This window comes from Hymenobacter sp. R533113 (assembly GCF_056835965.1).
The window spans coordinates 328,457-344,955 of record NZ_JAKWBD010000014.1; the positions used below are offsets into that span (position 1 = coordinate 328,457).

The following is a 16,499-nucleotide window of genomic DNA, read 5'->3' on the forward strand; positions in this document are numbered from 1 at the left end:
GACACGCCGGCAATGAGTGGCTGTTGAGCCTCCCGAATCTGTTGCTGGCTGGTTTATGCGTAGTAGCCGCCCGCCTCGGCCACCACCTCACTCAAACGCCTTATACTCTGCTTATGATGGCGTTGGCCATGAGCAATGCCCTTATTCTGACAATTTCTGTGCTGATGGCTCAGCACAATCTGCTGAAGGGACTGTTGCGCTTTGCTACCTCATTCAGTCTGGTTCGTTGGCTTGTGAATAAAGGCGAACAGTTAGTAACTGATGTTACGCGGCAACTGCACCTCTGCCTCAGAAAGAAGCTATTGCTGCTTCAGGAAACATCCTTTCCAAGCAATCGACTAATATGCCGCGTAACATCAGTTAGTAACTAAACGAGACAGTGAGCTTTTTCCCCGGTTACGGACAGCAGCCGTTTACTTTGCCTTCTTCGTGTTTATGGCCCACACCTGTGTCAGCCTGGGAGTAAGCTTTTGGCTGAACCATACAGCGCCTTCCCCGACCTTATCTGGACCCGTACGGGAGTAGGTGAAGTGCGCGTAGGCTATACCGCTGCCGCTACTGCATCAGCAACCATGTGGTCCGCTCCGATTTCTTTAGCCTCCGGCGTAGGGGCCGATTCAGTTTCAATGATTAAGGAAATACGCCTTACCCCGGCGCTGGGGCCCCAGATTTCGGCGGCGGCACTGAAGAAAGCCGATGCTCAACGGAATATTCCGCTGCTAAGCTGGGAGGTAAAAGACGGCTCCTTTAATGACCCTGCCTGGAAGCAGGCGGTAACTGCTATTCGGGTACGTAATAAGCCTGTAATGCTTCGGCCCCTCATCAAAGCCAGTAACCCAAGGGCTTATCGACTTACCTGGCAACGTCTGGTTAGCAGCTTCAGAGCCTCCGGCGACACCAGCGTCGTATGGGTGTGGACTCCTCCCTCGCCTGATTCTATTACTGCGTATTTTCCGGGCGCCACTTACCTCGACTGGGTAACCGCAGACTGTATGACTTCGGGGCCGGATGCAAAGGCCAAGTCAATCCAGAAGTACCGCTTCTTGCGTCTGCAATTTGCTGAGCGGGCCGAATTAAATAGCATACCTGTTTTGCTGCTAACACCCTTTCACTCCGGCCAGACCTTGCAGGCACAATCCCAGCACTTTACTAGTAAGTATCCGGAAATTAAAGGGCTTCTTTTTGGCTCGTTGCTCTCCAACGACAGGTCAGATACCCTCAAGCCTAGCGCCTCCGCTTCTATTCCTAAATAAGGGATGAGGAATTCTATTTATCGCTTTTAGAAAAGCAGCGTAGAAGTCGACAGCAAGAAAGCCCCCCAGAAACTTTCTGGGGGCTTTCTTGCAAAACGTTAGCTTCTAAAAGCTATTCTTCATGCTATTATTCAGGGTCCGGGCCGACCAGTAGCCGCTGGCAATAATGCGGCGAATGGTAAACAATGGGTCTTGCTGGTCGCGCTTCTCGGCCAGCACGAACGCTCCGACGAAGCCCCGCTTCTTCAGCTCCGGGATAGCCTCGGGGTTCCACAGGCCGAAAGGATAAGCGAAATAGTTGATCTTCTTGCCCGTAATTTCCTCCAGCGTCTTGGTGGGTTTCTCAATCTGCGTTACCCAATCCTCGCCCTGATACTTCTTCACGTTGTGGTGGTCCCAGGTGTGCGAGCCAATAACGTGGCCCTGATCAGACAGCTCCTTTACCTGCGCCTTGCTCATGTAGCGCGGACGGCCCAACGAGACGGTCATGATAAAGAAAACGCCCTTGAAGCCGTACTTGTCCAGCTCGGGCTTGGCCACCGTAAACTGATCCAGGTCAGTATCGTCGAAGGTGAGCATGACGGGCTTGGAAGGCAGCGGGGCACCAGTCGTGAGGTAAGCATACAGCTGATCGGGCAGGATGGTATGATAGCCGCTATCAGCCAGCATCTTGATCTGGTCGCGAAACTGAGCCACCGGCACGATATAATCCTTGGCACCCTTGGAGTCCTTTGGCTTCCAGTCACGGACTTGGTGATAGCAAAGGATGGGCACCTGCGGGCGAGCCAGAATTTCGGCGGCAGCAGCAATTTTTGCGGCCGGAATGGTCGTTGGATCGGGAGCCGGCGCGTTCGGACTGGCTGGTGCAGCGGCCACGGGCGCAGGCGTAACGCTTTCGGCAGCAGCCTGTTCCTTCGACTCCGAAGCGGCAGCGGATTTGGTTTCGCAGCCAGACAGGGTAAGCGTGGTGGCTAAGATGCCAGCCACAAAAGAGGGGTACGGGTAAGCTTCATTCGGGATGTAGAAGGGAAAAGAGAGCCGGGATTTTGAAAGGAAAAGAAAGGCCAGAATAAGGCATTTGGCGGTAGTCACTTACCTTCACACAACCATTCCAACTACAAAACAACGGCTAATTCCCGCATGGATCAACAAGATTCTCACCTTTCTGCCCTGCGTGGCACGGGGGTCGCTTTAATTACCCCTTTTACCCCCGCCCCCAACCATGCCGTAGATGTTGAGGCCCTGCGTCGCCTGGTCGATTTTATGGTAGACGGCGGCGTTGAATACCTGGTAATCAACGGCACCACGGCCGAGTCGCCGACCGTAACGACCACGGAGCGCGCTGATATTCTGAGGGTTGTGCGTGAGCAGGTAGCCGGTCGGGTGCCGCTTGTGTACGGCATAGGCGGCAATGATACGGCGGGCGTCGAACATCTGCTGCGCACCACCGACCTTACTGGGGTTATGGCCATTCTCTCGGCCAGCCCCGCTTACAATAAGCCTTCCCAGGCCGGCATCATTGCCCATTATGAGCGCCTGGCCGATGCCTCTCCCCTGCCGATTATCCTGTACAACGTACCCGGCCGCACCAGCTCTAACATGACCGCCGCCACGACTTTGCACCTGGCGCAGCACCGCAATATTATTGGTATTAAAGAAGCCAGCGGCAACCTGGAGCAGTGCATGGCCATTGCCGCCGGCCGGCCCGCCGGCTTCCTGCTCATCAGCGGCGACGATATGCTAACCGTGCCGATGATTGCATTTGGCGCCGAGGGTGTTATCAGTGTGCTGGGCAATGCCTTCCCCGACCGCATGAGCCGCATGACGCGGGCCGCGCTGGGGGGCAATTTTGCCGAAGCCAGTAAGCTGCTGTTTGGGTTTTTGGGCCTGAACCCCTTGATGTATGAAGAAAGCAACCCGGTAGGCGTGAAAGCCGCCCTCGCAGTGTTGGGCATTTGCTCCGATGCCGTACGGCTGCCGCTCGTCGCTGCTTCGGAGAGCCTGACGGAACGGGTGCGCCAGTTGATGTAAGCTCTATAGTGAGGCGTTAAAACAGAGCAGGCCGTTTCGATTGAAACGGCCTGCTCTGTTTATTTTCATCCCTTAATAGGTTACTTCTGGTTATAAAATGCTTCACCATCAAACGTATTACTAATCCCAGCTTGCATCAGCTTTAGGGTCAGACGCCCACCATCAATGGTTATATAATTCAGCAGCACGAAGCCATAGGTAGGATGAAACAGGGTACGCAACGTGGATTTTCCTTGTGCACAGTGAGAAACGGCCGTTACTTCTTGACACATGAGCTTCCCTAGTGCCGTCGTTACTGCTTGCGATCCGGTAGCTTTGTAGTGGGTTTTAACCAACAGACTGCCTTCCCATACTGCCCAATCTGGGTTAGCCCAATGGTCGCCCACTTCCAGTTCCCAGTCCCACTCCTGCCCGACCACGAATGGCTTTCTGACCTCCGGGAAGGGACTTAGCTCCAGAATAGCATACTCATCAAACCTGGGCGGATGTATCCAGACGCGCTCTGCGTTTTCGATTACCCCAGTTAGCCCTTTTACAGTAGCATTATTTCCCCAGCCAATTTCCTTCTGGATAGAATCTGTCTTCCAAACGGTGCCCTTTGAGGTGAGCACGACCGTATCCAAAACCAAGCGCTCCCCGCTTTTGCTAAAGCGGCTTGCCAGGTAGGTAAACCTCTTGTTTTGGGTAAATATGGCTTGTTCCTCGTTGGCGACGTCTGGCAGCGTTGCTATCGGGGCGCTTTGCTCGCAGGCCATCAGCAACAGCAGGCCCACTAATCCTCGCATTTGCTTCACTCTCATATAGATGGAAATAAGTACAGAGGAAAGAGAAATGCTAGAAGTTCACCAACCACTAGCCAGCACATCCGCGACGTGCAGCGTTTTGATAGGTTTTTTCTCCCGCCGAATGTAGGCATCCAGGTGCATGAGGCAGCTCGTGTCGGTGCTCACGATGTAGCGGGCGCCGGTAGCCAGGGCGTTTTCGACCTTTTGCTCGGCCATGGCCACCGAAATAGCTTCAAACTTCACGGCAAAGGTGCCGCCGAAGCCGCAGCAGGTTTCGCTTTCGTCCATTTCCAGGCGCTCCAGTCCCTGTACTGCATCGAGCAGCAGGCGTGGCGCGGCTTTGATGCCGCATTCCCGCAGGGCCGAGCAAGAGTCGTGATAGGTGTATTGGCCGGCTAATTTTGCGCCCGGAATGGCAGTAATACCCAACACATCTACCAGAAACTCCGTCATTTCAAAAATGCGCCGCTGCACCCCGTGGTAGCGGGCCTGGTCGGCGGAGCCTTCAAACAGCTCCGCATACGCATTGCGCACCATGCCCACGCACGACGCCGACGGGCTCACGATATACCGATTTTGCCCCCCAGCCGGAAAATCATCCAGAAACTTGGTGGCTACCTCACAGCTTTCCGTTTTGTAGCCGGCATTATAAGCCGGCTGCCCGCAGCAGGTTTGATTGGTATTATACTGCACCTCGCAACCTACGGCCTCCAACACCTTCACCATGTTCATGGCGGTCTGGGGGAAAAGCTGGTCTACGAAGCAGGGAATGAATAAATCGACGATGGGCATAGCGAAGGAAGTAACGCGAAGCGGCGCTTCGCTCGTTGCACAATGACGCTGGGGGGCTTTTTCCGACACCTATGTCAACGACCTAACGCGAGGCGAAGCGCCGCTTCGCGTTACTTTTTAACAAAACCAAAGACTTCCCCGGCGGTTACCTGAGCAATCCGGAAGGCGTCCCGGTTAAGACTCAAATCTACGCCACTCTCGTCAAAGTAGGCCACCAGCTTTTCGGTAGGCATGTTGCCGGTGAGCTTATCGGTGGCCATCGGGCAGCCGCCCACGCCGCCAATGGCGCCGTCGAAGCGCCGGCAGCCCGCCCGGTAAGCAGCGTCCACTTTCTCGCGCCAGTATACCGGCGCTGTATGCAGGTGGGCGCCAAACTCAATCTGGGGGAAGGCCGGAATCAGTTCACTAAATAAGGGCGTGATAGTGGCAGGCGTAGAAGCCCCGATGGTATCAGAAAGGGCCACGATACGCACACCCATATCGGCCAGCTTCTGGGTGAATTCGGCCACTACTTCCGGGCTCCAGGGGTCGCCATACGGGTTACCAAAGCCCATCGAGAGGTACGTTACGAGCGTTTTATTGGCTTTTTCGCACACATTATGCATCTTAGCCAGCTCAGCTAGCGCTTCCGCAATGGTTTTGTTGGTGTTGCGCCGCTGAAAGGTTTCCGATACTGACAATGGGAAGCCGATATACTGAATCTGAGAATGGGTAGCGGCAGTTTCGGCACCGCGCAGGTTGGCTACAATGGCCAGGAGCTTGGTGCGGGTGTTACTCAAATTGAGGCCGGACAGCACTTCCTCCGTATCCCGGAGCTGGGGAATTGCTTTCGCCGACACAAAACTTCCAAAATCTAGGGTATCGAAACCGACGCGAAGCAGGGTATTGAGGTAAGCGATTTTGGCGGAGGTGGAAATAAATTCTGGCAAGCCCTGCATGGCATCACGCGGGCATTCAATAAGCTTCATAAACGAAAGAGCAGAAGTGGGTGGGTGACCTGGGTAGGGGAAACAAAAGTAGGAGGAAATCGGCGTGATTGACGCCAGAGCTGCATTCCTACGCTTTAGCTGATAAGGAGAGCCAAAGCGAATTAGTTGCCAACCTGAGCGGAAAAACCTGGCAGTTCCGGCCTGCTTCTTAGGCCGCGCCCCGATTTAGCTGGCTCAACACGCTACCGAACCTCTCGGCCGGCTCCGGGGTTGTGTATATAACTGGTTAAACGTAACCCAATCCGATGCCTTTACGCCCCGTGCGCGCGCCGTTTTATCTCTTCTGCTTTTTGTTATTGCTTTCTGCCTGTGGCAAGCAACAGACGTTGCAGGCTATCTTTCAGAAAACCACCCCCCACGAAACCTACGCCCGCCGTCTGCGCCAGAGTGGTCTCGACCAAACGGCCCTGGGCCGGGACTGGCTCACCGCCGCCGACCGCGCCCTGCGCGACTCGCTGGTGGTGACGCTCCCCTTTCAGGAAACCGGCTTTTTTCGCGCCGATCAGGCCCGTGCGGCGGCTTACCGCTACGCCGTGCGCGAGGGCGAAACCGTCCGTATCAGCCTGACGATGGATGCCGGCGCCGATGTGCGCGTCTTTCTCGATGCCTTTGAGCTTAGCCCCGACACTGCCCCTCCCCGTCTCATCACCTCTGCCGATACGGCTGCATCCACCTTTAGCTACGTGGCCGAAGATGACCGTCAGCATCTGCTACGGATACAGCCGGAGTTGCTGCGCACGGGGCGCTATACGCTCAGCATTCAGCGCGCGCCGTCGCTGGCTTTTCCGGTGCAGGGCAAAAACGACGTGGCCGTGGGTAGCTTCTGGGGTGTAGACCGCGACGCGGGTGCCCGTCGCCACGAAGGCATTGACATTTTTGCCAAGCGCGGCACGCCCGTGGTAGCCGTTGCGCCGGGCCTCATTACGAGGGTAAACGAAACGCCCAGAGGCGGTAAGGTGGTGTGGCTGGCCGACACCGAGCATGGACAGCACCTCTACTACGCCCACCTCGACCAGCAACTCGTGCAGGCCGGTCAGATGGTGCAAGTAGGTGATACGCTGGGGCTGGTGGGCAATACCGGCAACGCCCGCACCACGCCGCCGCATCTGCATTTCGGCATATACCGCGGGGGCCGCGGGGCCGTTGATCCTTTTCCCTTCGTGCGTCGCGCCGATGAGGTACCCGCAGCCCCGCGCACCAGTGCGGAGCGCCTCGGCCAATGGGTGCGGGTGCGGGAAAAGCGCGCCGACCTGCGTTTAAGCCCCGCCGCGAAGGGCGCCGCTAGCGTGGCAAGCCTGGTGCGCGACACTCCGTTGCTGGTAGTAGGCAGCCAGACCGATTATTATCGCGTGGAGCATCCTGGGGGGCAAATTGGCTACATTGCCGCCCGTTCGGTGGTATCGGCCGCGGCCGAGCCTCTGCGCCGGGAGTTGCTGGCCGCCGCCACCGATCTGGTGAAATTGCCCCAATCGGGCGTAGCACCCTTTGATACGCTGCCGGCCCGCACCAGTGTTGCCATCTTAGGCGAAGTAGGTGGTTTTCAATTAGTACGAAGCGCGACGGGTATAGTAGGCTGGGCAGCTAAAGCAGGTTAAACGCTTGTACGATTGTTGATGAAGCTGCTCGAAAAAAGCAGAACCCATTCCAAGGAAGACGTAATATAATCCACTCGTCACCACACAAAAAAGCCCCCCAAACAATGTCTGGGGGGCTTTTTTTGTGTTTACTGTTTTATTTGAAAGCTTACTGAGCTACGACTACCGCCCGCTGCAATTCTTTGGCATAAGCAATGCGGCGCTCCCGACCACCCGTACCGATATAGTCGAAACCTACGGCCTTGCTGTCGCCCTGAATGGCTGCCCAGACTTGCGGCTCTACGTCTTCGGGCTGGGCGGCGGTGCGCGGAATAGCGGGCTGCGTGAATCGGTCGTTGCTAAAAAAGGTGTTCATAGCCTTCAGAATAGCTATTTCCTTATCGCGCACGGTGGCCGCGCTGGGATTTTCCAGGTCACGGTCGCTGAGCAGCGCCGTGGCAGGCATTACCTCATTGCGGATGGTGTCGCCGGTGGCATCAATGATGACAAAACGAGCCTGCGCGTTCAGGATTTTAGGGCCTTGCAGCAAAAGCACGAAGCTGTCCTTTTGCTTATTACTAGTAAAATTATGGCTGGCTCGCACCGTGTTCAGGATGCTGCGCTCGGTGAGCCGGGCACGCTGACTGGGGGGCGTTGGGGTAAAGACTGTGCCGTCGCCTTTAGCGGTAGCTGTTTCGCGCTCAGTAGTAATACACGACGCTTGAAACAATAAGGTGGCCACAGCGGCAGAGAGAGAAAGTTTTTTCATATAGGCTAAACAAGTATCCAAAGTTAATTCGACGACACTACGGATTGATCATATCGTGACCAGCTTTCACAGCTAAATTTGTACCAAAGCAGAAGATGAAAGAAGATAAAAACGTAAAAAAAGCAGGATTTATCTTAGAATTTGAATATTCTATCAAAACACCCCCAGCTCCAAACCAACCATCAAGCGCGGAAACTCGGGGTAAAGGGTCGCATCAGTAAGTTCTTTGAAGCTATCGGCGAGTCGGTAGCGGGCCACCAGCGCGTAGCGTCCCGAGCCCAGCCGCGCCCCCACCCCGTACGACCACCGGTTTATATAATTGAGCTGACGTTCCGTTACATCTACCCGTCCAGCGCCATTGGGGCCCGGTTTGTCTGTATAACGATGCGCCGAACTGATAATCCAGCCACCCCAGCCGGTCAGGTCGAGGTAGCGGCCCACCACATTGCCGCGTTGCCCAATATTCAAGCGACCATACACTTCGGCCTGAGCCTGAGGCAGTACGAAGGACTCGCTTTGGTGTTGATCGGGGGTCGGCAGGATTTTTTGGTCATTCTGAACCAGATGATATACCAAACGCGCATAGCGCAGATCCAGACCAACTGCCATTGTCTGCGAAAGGCGATATTTCTGTCGCATTCCCACAAACAGCTCCCCCGACCGGCCATAGCGCAACGCAGCGCCCGGCCCGTCAAATTCACCTACCACGGCCGCATAGCCCAGGTAAAAATGACTGAAAAAAGCCCGGTTGGGACCCGTGTTAGAGCGCAGCGTATCAGCGGCCACATTGCCGCGCAATAGCACCCCTTGGGCCTGAACTGCAGGTGCACCGAGTAGGCAGACGGTCGCGCCGGCCCCGACCATCAGCAAGCGCAAAAGCTTCATTTAGCTGTGTAAGTAGAAGTGAACCCCCGATAATGGACCTGCACCGTGTCGCCGGATTGCAGGCTACGCAAGGATATTTGCAACACGGCGCGCTGTTTCACATCCAACACCTCGTAGGTGCGCAGCACTCCGCGACGGTCGGATACGTGCCAGTAGAGGTAGCTGGGCGGGTCCGGCAAAGCAGGTTCAGCATCGGCTGGGGAGCTTTTTGAGCGTTGTTGGATATGGACGGGGCTAGCTCCTCACGGCCAACGGCTGGCACTACGGCGGTTTTGTCCTTGCTCACAGGCGTCTTTACGTCCACGGAATCGGAATATAGCGGCAGAGCCCGCACGACCACCTCCCCCACGCCCGGCCGGATAATAACGGCCAGCATACTATCAGGCTGGGCTACAAAATCGAAGGTAGCAGCTTTGGGGGGCATTTTTTGGGCGCCCGCCGTAAACCAGGAAGCACGGGGCATTCCATACCCGTGGGCATAGTCGTAGTAAGGATACAAGTTGGCCGCGGCCTGGAGCAGCGCAAAGAGCTGCATGGCCGTCAGGTTGCGATTTTGCTGCCAGGCGCAGGCCGCAAAACCAGCCATTAGCGGACTGGCAAACGACGTTCCCTGGGTACGCACATAGCCGCCCGGCGCTGCCGCCAGCACCGTTCCATACGCCGTTACATTGGGCTTCAGGCGCCGATCAGCGGTGGGGCCGTAACTGCTAAAGCCGATATGCAGGAAGTTGTCAGGGTCAATGCCACCCACCGCCAGCACGGAGTCGCCGTCGGCGGGGGTGCCAATGGTGCGCCACTCCGGGTCGAGGCCGTCGTTTCCGGCCGCATTCACCACCAGTATGCCCTTGCGCACGGCCATAGCCGCAGCGCGGGCCACGAGGCTATTGCGGCCATTCATCTGTTCCGGAAAATAGCGGCGGCTGGTGTAGCCTAATGAGGAGTTGATAATATCCACGCCTTGCTGGTCGGCCCACTCGGCGGCGGCCAGCCAAGCCTCCTCTTCGGCAAAACGTTCGCGGTGCAGCTGCTCGGTGCGGGCCAGCAGAAACTCTGCTTCGGGGGCGAGTCCTAGCGCCGTGCCGTCGGGCAAAATGCCCGCTATGCACGAGAGTACCTCCGTACCGTGGCTGCCGCCAGCGTACACGTAGGGCTTCTTTTTAAGAAAATCGTAGGTCGCCAGAATGCGCTTGCCGCTGCGCAAATGCTGGAACGCCGCGTGCTGATCGGCCCCGGAAAAGCCCACATCGAAGATGGCGATGCGCAGGCCCCGGCCATCGAGCTTAGCCCGGCGGAAGTCGGCCGCTCCGAGGCTGGCCGTTTGGCCAAACGCCAGCTGGTGGTCAGCAGCGGATACTTCCAGATTGCCGCGCTCCGGCGCACCGGGTTGGGCGGCGGGCAGCATGGGAGCATCGGGACGGCTTTCTACGCTACGCACACCGGGCAAGCGGCGCAAAGCAGCAGCCTGTGCTGGCGTTGCGCGGCAGGAAACCGCATTAAACCACCGACTTACAAACGTGACCGAATCGACAACAGCCTCCACTTGGCGCAGGTAATCAGGGCGCACGGGAAAATCGGTGCTGTCGGCGAGGGGTAGTTGCTGACGCTGGCGGCGGGCCAGGGCCTGGGGGGTAAAATAGGTTGCTGGATTAAAGCGCACGCCGGCTTTATCGCGCAGCACAACCCAGTAGCGGGCCACAGGCGGCGTAGCGGCGTGCGTGGCGAGGCTTGTCCCACTCAGCCCCAGACTGAGAAACACAAAAAAAGCCCGCACGAAGGAATAACGAGTAAGCAAGTGATGCGGTAGTAAAATAGAGGGCTGAAGCAACCACGAAGATACGATAGTGACGCAAGGTGCGTGCGGTCTGGGGGGCTTTTTTACTAACTCGAACGAAACTTGTACATAGCTATGATGAAGGATAGCACGGAAGAGATTTACCGCTACCTTCAACCCCGCAAGCTCACGGGGTGCCGCATGTTGCCCATTGAAGTTTATGCCAGTCTTTGTTCTCTCCTTAATCCTTTCTTTATGAACTCTACTCTTTCTCGTACCACACTGGTAGCATTATGGAGCGCGGGCAGCGTGCTGCTTAGTGGCTGCAACGCTAAAGAAATAGCCGCCTTACAGCAACAGAACTCGGAGCTGCTCAGCGCCCGCGAACAGCTGCAAGCCCAAAAATCGGCTTTGGAGCAGGAGAAAGCCCAAACCGAGGAATCCTTGCGCTCCAACCTGTTGAGCAAAAACCAGGAGGTCAACCAGTTAAATGAGAACCTGGGCACCACCAAGGAGCAGCTTCAGGACCGCGAGCAGCGCATTGCCGAACTGCAGCGCGTGCTCGATCAGAAGGAAGCCGCCGTAAAAGCACTGCGCCAAAAGGTAGGCGATGCACTGCTGGGCTTCAATGCCAACGACCTGACGGTGAACGTGAAAAACGGCAAAGTGTACGTATCGCTCTCCGAGCAGCTCCTGTTCAAATCAGGCTCAACGGTAGTTGATCCGAAAGGCCAGGAGGCCCTGAAGAAGCTCGCCACGGCTCTCAAGACTAATCAGGATGTGAACGTGCTGGTAGAAGGCCACACCGACAATGTGCCCATCAGCCGCGGTACGGCTGGCATGAAAGACAACTGGGACCTAAGCGTGCTGCGCGCCACCGAAATTACCCGCATCCTGACCACGGCCGGCCTCACGCCTGCCCAGGTCACGCCCTCCGGCCGGGCCCAATATCTGCCCATCACGGCCAACGCTACCCCAGCTGAGAAGGCCCAAAACCGTCGCACCGAGATTATCCTGACGCCCAAACTCGACGAGCTTTTCCAGATTCTGGAGGCCAACTAACACGGCAGTTTGCTAATCATTTAGCCTGTTTGAAATACTAAATATGTCGTAGACTGAAGCTGAGTTTACTGTTCATTTCTACAATCGACTATTACCAAAAACAGCCAAAAAAGAAACGGTAGCCTCCCACACGGCTGCCGTTTCTTTTTTGGCTGTTTTTGCTTTTATATAGGTTATAAAAGCAAGCTTCAGAGGCAATCATCCACCCTTTTTATTTATCATAAATGTTTGATTATGAATGGGATTCAGTTTATAATCTAAACCTGTTGTTTCATAACAAACTCTTCTATTGGCTGCCAGTACTGACCATCATGGCGAAAGAGCTGAAGACTGGTTGCGAGGAAAGAAGCCATATAGCTTCGAGCCTGAAAAAGCTGCCGCAGCTCCGGTACCTGGCTGGGGGGCAAATCGCGGGTTGCCAGGGTCATGTGCGGCGTGAATGGCCGCGCCTCGCGGGGGATAGTGGGGAGGTAGGCGGCGCCCCAGTCGGCGAGGGCGGCGTGGCAGGCTTTGAGGGCGGCAGCAGCGGTTACGCGCACGAATAAGGTACGGTCGCCGAACCAGTCGAAGTTCTCCAAGCCAACTTCAAACGCCTTTTGGGTAGCCGCGAATTCGCGCAACGCCGTGCGTAGCGGCAGCTCCAGCGCCTCGGCCTGGCGCCAGGGTGGCAGCAGCGTGATATGCGCGGGCAAGCGCACGGCGTTGCGGCTGCCCGTGCGGGCGTGCACCTCCTGCTTCATAGCCCAGACTTCAGCCAAAACCGGCTCGGGGGGCAAAATGGCGACCAGGTAAAGCGGCTGCATACTAGATGGCTAGTGGGTGGTACTACGACTTTTTCCCGTCGTAGTACCACTATCGTTGCTGATGCCTGCTCGGTAAAGGTCGTTCAACGATAGTGGTCCTACGACTTTGGAGTCGTAGGACCACTCGTTCTGTTAGCGGCAGGCAAAACACCATTTACAAGCCGTATTTGCTCAGCAGATACACCAGCGCCGCCATGCTGGCGCCGCCCAGCTCCAGCTCGCGGCGGTTCACTTTATCGAAGGTATCAGCGGCGGTGTGGTGAATATCGAAGTAGCGCTGGGAGTCGCAGTCGTAGCCGATGAGCACTTTTGCCTGGTCTTTCAGGGGGCCGATATCGGTGCCGCCGTGGCCGGGCACGAAGTCGCTGCTGCCGTAGGGAGCAAATAGCGGGCTCCACTTCTGCATCTGGGCTACGGTTGCGGGATTTGTCGTTTCCAGGGCAAAACCACGGGGCGTGAAGCCGCCGCCGTCGGATTCCATGGCGGCCAAGTGCTTCTCGTTGGCGGCTTTGGCCAGCTCGGCGTACTTGATGCCGCCGCGGTTGCCGTTCTCTTCATTCATAAACATGACGGCGCGCACGGTGCGCTCCGGCCGCAGGCCAGTGGCTTTGAGCAGCCGCAGCACTTCCATACTTTGCACGCAGCCTGTGCCGTCGTCGTGGGCGCCCTGGCCCAGGTCCCAGGAGTCGAGGTGGCCGCCCACGGTGATAATCTCGTCGGGGTACTTGGAGCCCTTGATTTCGCCGATTACGTTGTACGATTTCACGTCGGGCAAGGTCTGGCAGGCCATTTCCAGCTCGAAGGTCAGGTTTTTGTCGGCTTTGAGAAGCTGGCTGAGGCGGTCGGCACCGTTGGTGCTGAGGGCGGCGGCGGGCACCTGGGCCACGCCGTCGTCGTAGCGCATGGTGCCCGTGTGGGGAAAGTCGTCGTGGGCGAGGCTGAGCGAGCGGACCAACGCACCCACGGCTCCGCGCTTGGCGGCGGCCGATGCGCCGGCGCGGCGCTGGTCGCCGGCTTCCCCGTAGGCTTTGCCCGTTTCAATGTAGATCGGGTTCATGGGGCGATTGAAGAATACAAACTTGCCCTTTACTTTCTCCTCCGGCATAGCCGCCAGCTCCTCCAGACTTTGCACCTCTACTACCTGCGCCCGCAGCTTGCCATTGGTACCCACCGAGCCACCCAGCGCGCAAACCGGCACCTCCACGCCTTTGCCTTTGGCGGCCCGAATCTGGCCTTTCTCCTGCGCCCCGCGCACCCAATGCGGCACCATCACTTCCTGCAAATACACGCGGTCCAGTCCCAGCTTTTCCATTGTCACTTTGGTCCAGTCTACCGCCTGCTGGGCCTGGGGCGAGCCAGCCAAGCGCCCGCCAATCTGGCCGGTGAGGTAGCGCAGGTTTTCGTAGCTCTGACCCCGCAGCAGGGCTTCATCATAGATGCGACGAATGTTCAAAGAATCGGTCTGGGGGGCATTTTGGGCCAGCGTGGGCGTGGTTAGCAACAAGGAAGCAACGCCCGCCAGCAGCGGGTAGCGAGAAACGAGAGAGGACATAAAGGCGAGGAAGTCAGACGATAAAAAAGCCACTTAACCAGCCACGGGAGCGGCTGAAGTGGCTAATGTACAAGGAAACCGGAAACGGGTTGCAGCATCTTACATCTACTTATCAGGCGTGCTGGTATGTATCCGGGCTTTCGCTACACGATGATTTGGGCCCGATAAGTCAGTCTGAGGCGGATGCTTTTACTATATGAAGAGTGGCAAGCCTCTGCTATCAGATTTTTCTGGTTATAATAATAGCAAGTCATTGTCAAGCTTTGAGTATGGTGTTAAAAATATATAGTAAATAGTTTTTTAATGTACTAAATCCCATCACATCCACCATGTTATTGATTATCAGGCAATCACTCGTAGGTCGGTGACTTGTCTTATCTGCCGCTCCCGCACCTACCCACCTGTTGCAATTTTCTGGGGTTTTATTAACTGCTTTTACTGTTGGACAGGGGTGCATTTTTTGCGCTGTTCACTGGTAGGGAGCGAAGCACTCATCTTCTGCATTCAGGTTCACTTCATGCTACGGCACATTGCCCCCTTCTTCCTGATATTATTGGTACGCCTAGGCAGAGCGTGTTCAACGTTCAAGACTTGGAATGCGCTTGCCTTTTATCATTCGTTTGATTAATTGATTGTATTTACCATCAACGCTGTTTTTATTCTCACTCTCATGAAATCGTTTTTTCCTCAACTACTATTTGCCTGCGGCTTCGGGCTGGCCCTGCTGGGCGGCTGCGCCAAATCGGAGGACGGTCCAACCCTGGTAGAAGGTCAAGTGTTTGTAGACGCCAATGGGCAGGCTCTGGCCGGGGCCCAAGTGCAGGTTTGGGAACAAGCCGGCAGCGGCCTCGCCGGGGGCTATAGTCCTGTGGGCGACCCACACGAGGCTGACGCCCAGGGTCGCTTCTCCTTTACCCTTGGGGCCGATAAAAGTACGAGCTACATTCTGCGGGCTTGGCGGGAGCCCGGCTACCTGATTAATTGGGGCTACCAGCTCTACTTGCGAAATGGGCGCAAGAATACGGGCCTGCGCCTGCCCGTGCAGGCCCCGGCCTGGGTGCGCCTGCAACTCGTCGATGAACCGCCTAAAAGCCGGGTGTCAATATTTATTTCTGGGTACAATGGAAATGGAACTCGATTAAACTATCCGCGCGATACAGTTTTCGTTGTCCCAATGCTGGCTGGCTTTGCTGCTAAAACAATTTGGGTTATAACAGAAAACGCAAGGGACAGGCAGGGCTCACAGGATATAAATATTGCCCCGTTAGATACAGTAACTGTGCGCATTCCTTTTTAGCACTTAAAGGGTCTCAGCGCATCTAATCGAGCCGAATAACTGCATAAATTGAAGATTCTAGCTACCGGCATAATATGCCTGGTAGCCACTCTATTGCCTGTCCCATCCTTTCACCTTTCTTATTTTATCTATGAACCCCCACTGGCGCGAGTTTAGCAAAGCGTAACTCGTGACTAGCCATAAGGTGGAGGTTGCACCTCTACTGCCGTACAGCGGCAAGCTGGAACCCCAACTGGTGTGAGTTTAGCAAAGCGGTTTTGTCCTAGCGGGAGAGGCCTAGCCTCCCGGCATGGTTGACACGAGCTGCAAGCTCGCGCCAGTTGTAGAGATTGTACTTAGATGTAAGCTTACGTCTAGTGCTCGGCCCCAAACCGATGAGCTACCACGGCGGCCTCGCCCGTGGGGGGCACTTTTACCTCGAACAGATAATCATACTCGCCATCCTCAACCGTAGTAATCTCCGATTTGCCCCCCAGCGCCGAGACCAAGGGCAGCAGCGTATTCGAGTGACCTACTACCAGCACGGTTTTGCCCTTCTGCTCCTGCAGGATGCGCGCGGCCAAATCGGTCGGCTTATCGTAGACCTGGGGCGTGCGTTGCAAAGCCGCAGCCAGGGGAGCGGCTGTAGCCCGGCTGCGCATGGTATTGGTCACGTACAGCGCTTCGATATTGCGGCTGCCCAGGGTGTCGCGCAGGGTGAGTGCGCGCTGCTCGCCGGCGGGTGACAGGGGTGGGTCTTTAAGCGCCGGATCAGTTTCTTTTTCGGCGTGGCGCACCAGGTAAATAGTAGTTACAGCCACAGTGGGGAGCTTTTCAGCAGTAGAGCCAGACGCGGCCGGACGCTCCGACGAGCAGCCGACAACCGCGCTCACAAGCAAAACCAAAGAGGGAATCAGGGGTAGAAAGCGCATAGAGAACGGGGAAAGTGTGAGGCAA

16 protein-coding genes are annotated in these 16,499 nt (G+C 56.4%); 6 read left to right on the plus strand and 10 right to left on the minus strand.

Features of this window, described 5'->3' with window-relative positions:
- Window positions 1–23 precede the first annotated feature (23 nt).
- Together MKZ35_RS20430 and MKZ35_RS20435 are read left to right on the plus strand one after the other, a co-directional pair.
- Window positions 24–371: a hypothetical protein gene (locus MKZ35_RS20430; protein WP_482515073.1), complete on the plus strand. Its 348-nt coding sequence runs from the start codon at window positions 24–26 to the stop codon at window positions 369–371.
- A 99-nt stretch (window positions 372–470) separates the two neighbouring features.
- Window positions 471–1,253 carry a glycoside hydrolase family 26 protein gene (locus MKZ35_RS20435; RefSeq protein ID WP_482515074.1) on the plus strand — a complete coding sequence of 261 codons (783 nt, stop codon included), beginning with the start codon at window positions 471–473 and terminating at the stop codon, window positions 1,251–1,253.
- 105 nt (window positions 1,254–1,358) lie between these two features.
- Here MKZ35_RS20435 and MKZ35_RS20440 read toward each other — a convergent pair whose 3' ends face one another.
- Window positions 1,359–2,240 (minus strand): polysaccharide deacetylase family protein, encoded by an 882-nt coding sequence (locus tag MKZ35_RS20440; RefSeq protein ID WP_482515075.1) that lies wholly within the window; start codon window positions 2,238–2,240, stop codon window positions 1,359–1,361.
- Between the two features lie 153 nt (window positions 2,241–2,393).
- Between MKZ35_RS20440 and dapA the strand changes: the two genes are divergently transcribed.
- On the plus strand, window positions 2,394–3,284 hold the full coding sequence (gene dapA / locus MKZ35_RS20445) for a 4-hydroxy-tetrahydrodipicolinate synthase (RefSeq protein ID WP_482515076.1): 891 nt from the start codon (window positions 2,394–2,396) through the stop codon (window positions 3,282–3,284).
- 80 nt (window positions 3,285–3,364) lie between these two features.
- Here dapA and MKZ35_RS20450 read toward each other — a convergent pair whose 3' ends face one another.
- The 3 genes from MKZ35_RS20450 to MKZ35_RS20460 all read right to left on the minus strand — a co-directional run bounded on the left by MKZ35_RS20450 (window position 3,365) and on the right by MKZ35_RS20460 (window position 5,829).
- On the minus strand, window positions 3,365–4,084 hold the full coding sequence (locus MKZ35_RS20450) for a hypothetical protein (RefSeq protein ID WP_482515077.1): 720 nt from the start codon (window positions 4,082–4,084) through the stop codon (window positions 3,365–3,367).
- A gap of 42 nt (window positions 4,085–4,126) precedes the next feature.
- Window positions 4,127–4,861: a (Fe-S)-binding protein gene (locus tag MKZ35_RS20455; RefSeq protein ID WP_482515078.1), complete on the minus strand. Its 735-nt coding sequence runs from the start codon at window positions 4,859–4,861 to the stop codon at window positions 4,127–4,129.
- A 110-nt stretch (window positions 4,862–4,971) separates the two neighbouring features.
- Window positions 4,972–5,829 (minus strand): hydroxymethylglutaryl-CoA lyase, encoded by an 858-nt coding sequence (locus MKZ35_RS20460; RefSeq protein WP_482515079.1) that lies wholly within the window; start codon window positions 5,827–5,829, stop codon window positions 4,972–4,974.
- Between the two features lie 266 nt (window positions 5,830–6,095).
- On the opposite strand from MKZ35_RS20460, the gene MKZ35_RS20465 reads away from it, so the two are divergent.
- Window positions 6,096–7,445, plus strand: coding sequence for a peptidoglycan DD-metalloendopeptidase family protein (locus MKZ35_RS20465; RefSeq protein WP_482515080.1), 1,350 nt, complete (start codon window positions 6,096–6,098; stop codon window positions 7,443–7,445).
- A gap of 148 nt (window positions 7,446–7,593) precedes the next feature.
- Here MKZ35_RS20465 and MKZ35_RS20470 read toward each other — a convergent pair whose 3' ends face one another.
- From MKZ35_RS20470 to MKZ35_RS20480, 3 genes are all read right to left on the minus strand, one after another.
- Window positions 7,594–8,193, minus strand: a complete 600-nt coding sequence (locus MKZ35_RS20470) for a hypothetical protein (RefSeq protein ID WP_482515081.1) — start codon at window positions 8,191–8,193, stop codon at window positions 7,594–7,596.
- Window positions 8,194–8,346: 153 nt separating this feature from the next.
- Window positions 8,347–9,078: a hypothetical protein gene (locus tag MKZ35_RS20475; protein ID WP_482515082.1), complete on the minus strand. Its 732-nt coding sequence runs from the start codon at window positions 9,076–9,078 to the stop codon at window positions 8,347–8,349.
- Between the two features lie 97 nt (window positions 9,079–9,175).
- A complete protein-coding gene (locus MKZ35_RS20480; protein WP_482515083.1) occupies window positions 9,176–10,870 on the minus strand; it encodes a S8 family serine peptidase in 1,695 nt (564 codons plus the stop codon).
- A gap of 234 nt (window positions 10,871–11,104) precedes the next feature.
- Between MKZ35_RS20480 and MKZ35_RS20485 the strand changes: the two genes are divergently transcribed.
- Window positions 11,105–11,911 (plus strand): OmpA/MotB family protein, encoded by an 807-nt coding sequence (locus tag MKZ35_RS20485; RefSeq protein ID WP_482515084.1) that lies wholly within the window; start codon window positions 11,105–11,107, stop codon window positions 11,909–11,911.
- Window positions 11,912–12,168: 257 nt separating this feature from the next.
- Here the strand turns inward: MKZ35_RS20485 and MKZ35_RS20490 are convergent, their stop codons facing one another.
- Entirely contained in the window at window positions 12,169–12,714 is a 546-nt protein-coding gene (locus MKZ35_RS20490; RefSeq protein ID WP_482515085.1) for a 2'-5' RNA ligase family protein, read from the minus strand.
- Between the two features lie 154 nt (window positions 12,715–12,868).
- Entirely contained in the window at window positions 12,869–14,266 is a 1,398-nt protein-coding gene (locus MKZ35_RS20495; RefSeq protein WP_482515086.1) for a M20/M25/M40 family metallo-hydrolase, read from the minus strand.
- Between the two features lie 670 nt (window positions 14,267–14,936).
- Here MKZ35_RS20495 and MKZ35_RS20500 point away from each other — a divergent pair.
- Complete coding sequence (locus MKZ35_RS20500; protein WP_482515087.1) at window positions 14,937–15,563, plus strand: hypothetical protein; 627 nt, start codon at window positions 14,937–14,939, stop codon at window positions 15,561–15,563.
- A gap of 353 nt (window positions 15,564–15,916) precedes the next feature.
- Here MKZ35_RS20500 and MKZ35_RS20505 read toward each other — a convergent pair whose 3' ends face one another.
- Window positions 15,917–16,474 (minus strand): histidine phosphatase family protein, encoded by a 558-nt coding sequence (locus MKZ35_RS20505; RefSeq protein ID WP_482515088.1) that lies wholly within the window; start codon window positions 16,472–16,474, stop codon window positions 15,917–15,919.
- Between the last annotated feature and the right edge of the window lie 25 nt (window positions 16,475–16,499).

What these genes read in the sequence shown, in the direction of transcription:
- MKZ35_RS20485 (WP_482515084.1), top strand. Translation starts at nt 11,105, where the DNA reads ATGAACTCTACTCTTTCTCGTACCACACTGGTAGCATTATGGAGCGCG.
- MKZ35_RS20490 (WP_482515085.1), bottom strand. Translation starts at nt 12,714, where the DNA reads ATGCAGCCGCTTTACCTGGTCGCCATTTTGCCCCCCGAGCCGGTTTTG.
- MKZ35_RS20455 (WP_482515078.1), bottom strand. Translation starts at nt 4,861, where the DNA reads ATGCCCATCGTCGATTTATTCATTCCCTGCTTCGTAGACCAGCTTTTC.
- MKZ35_RS20495 (WP_482515086.1), bottom strand. Translation starts at nt 14,266, where the DNA reads ATGTCCTCTCTCGTTTCTCGCTACCCGCTGCTGGCGGGCGTTGCTTCC.
- MKZ35_RS20450 (WP_482515077.1), bottom strand. Translation starts at nt 4,084, where the DNA reads ATGAGAGTGAAGCAAATGCGAGGATTAGTGGGCCTGCTGTTGCTGATG.
- MKZ35_RS20505 (WP_482515088.1), bottom strand. Translation starts at nt 16,474, where the DNA reads ATGCGCTTTCTACCCCTGATTCCCTCTTTGGTTTTGCTTGTGAGCGCG.
- MKZ35_RS20470 (WP_482515081.1), bottom strand. Translation starts at nt 8,193, where the DNA reads ATGAAAAAACTTTCTCTCTCTGCCGCTGTGGCCACCTTATTGTTTCAA.
- MKZ35_RS20500 (WP_482515087.1), top strand. Translation starts at nt 14,937, where the DNA reads ATGAAATCGTTTTTTCCTCAACTACTATTTGCCTGCGGCTTCGGGCTG.
- MKZ35_RS20475 (WP_482515082.1), bottom strand. Translation starts at nt 9,078, where the DNA reads ATGAAGCTTTTGCGCTTGCTGATGGTCGGGGCCGGCGCGACCGTCTGC.
- MKZ35_RS20460 (WP_482515079.1), bottom strand. Translation starts at nt 5,829, where the DNA reads ATGAAGCTTATTGAATGCCCGCGTGATGCCATGCAGGGCTTGCCAGAA.
- MKZ35_RS20465 (WP_482515080.1), top strand. Translation starts at nt 6,096, where the DNA reads ATGCCTTTACGCCCCGTGCGCGCGCCGTTTTATCTCTTCTGCTTTTTG.
- dapA (WP_482515076.1), top strand. Translation starts at nt 2,394, where the DNA reads ATGGATCAACAAGATTCTCACCTTTCTGCCCTGCGTGGCACGGGGGTC.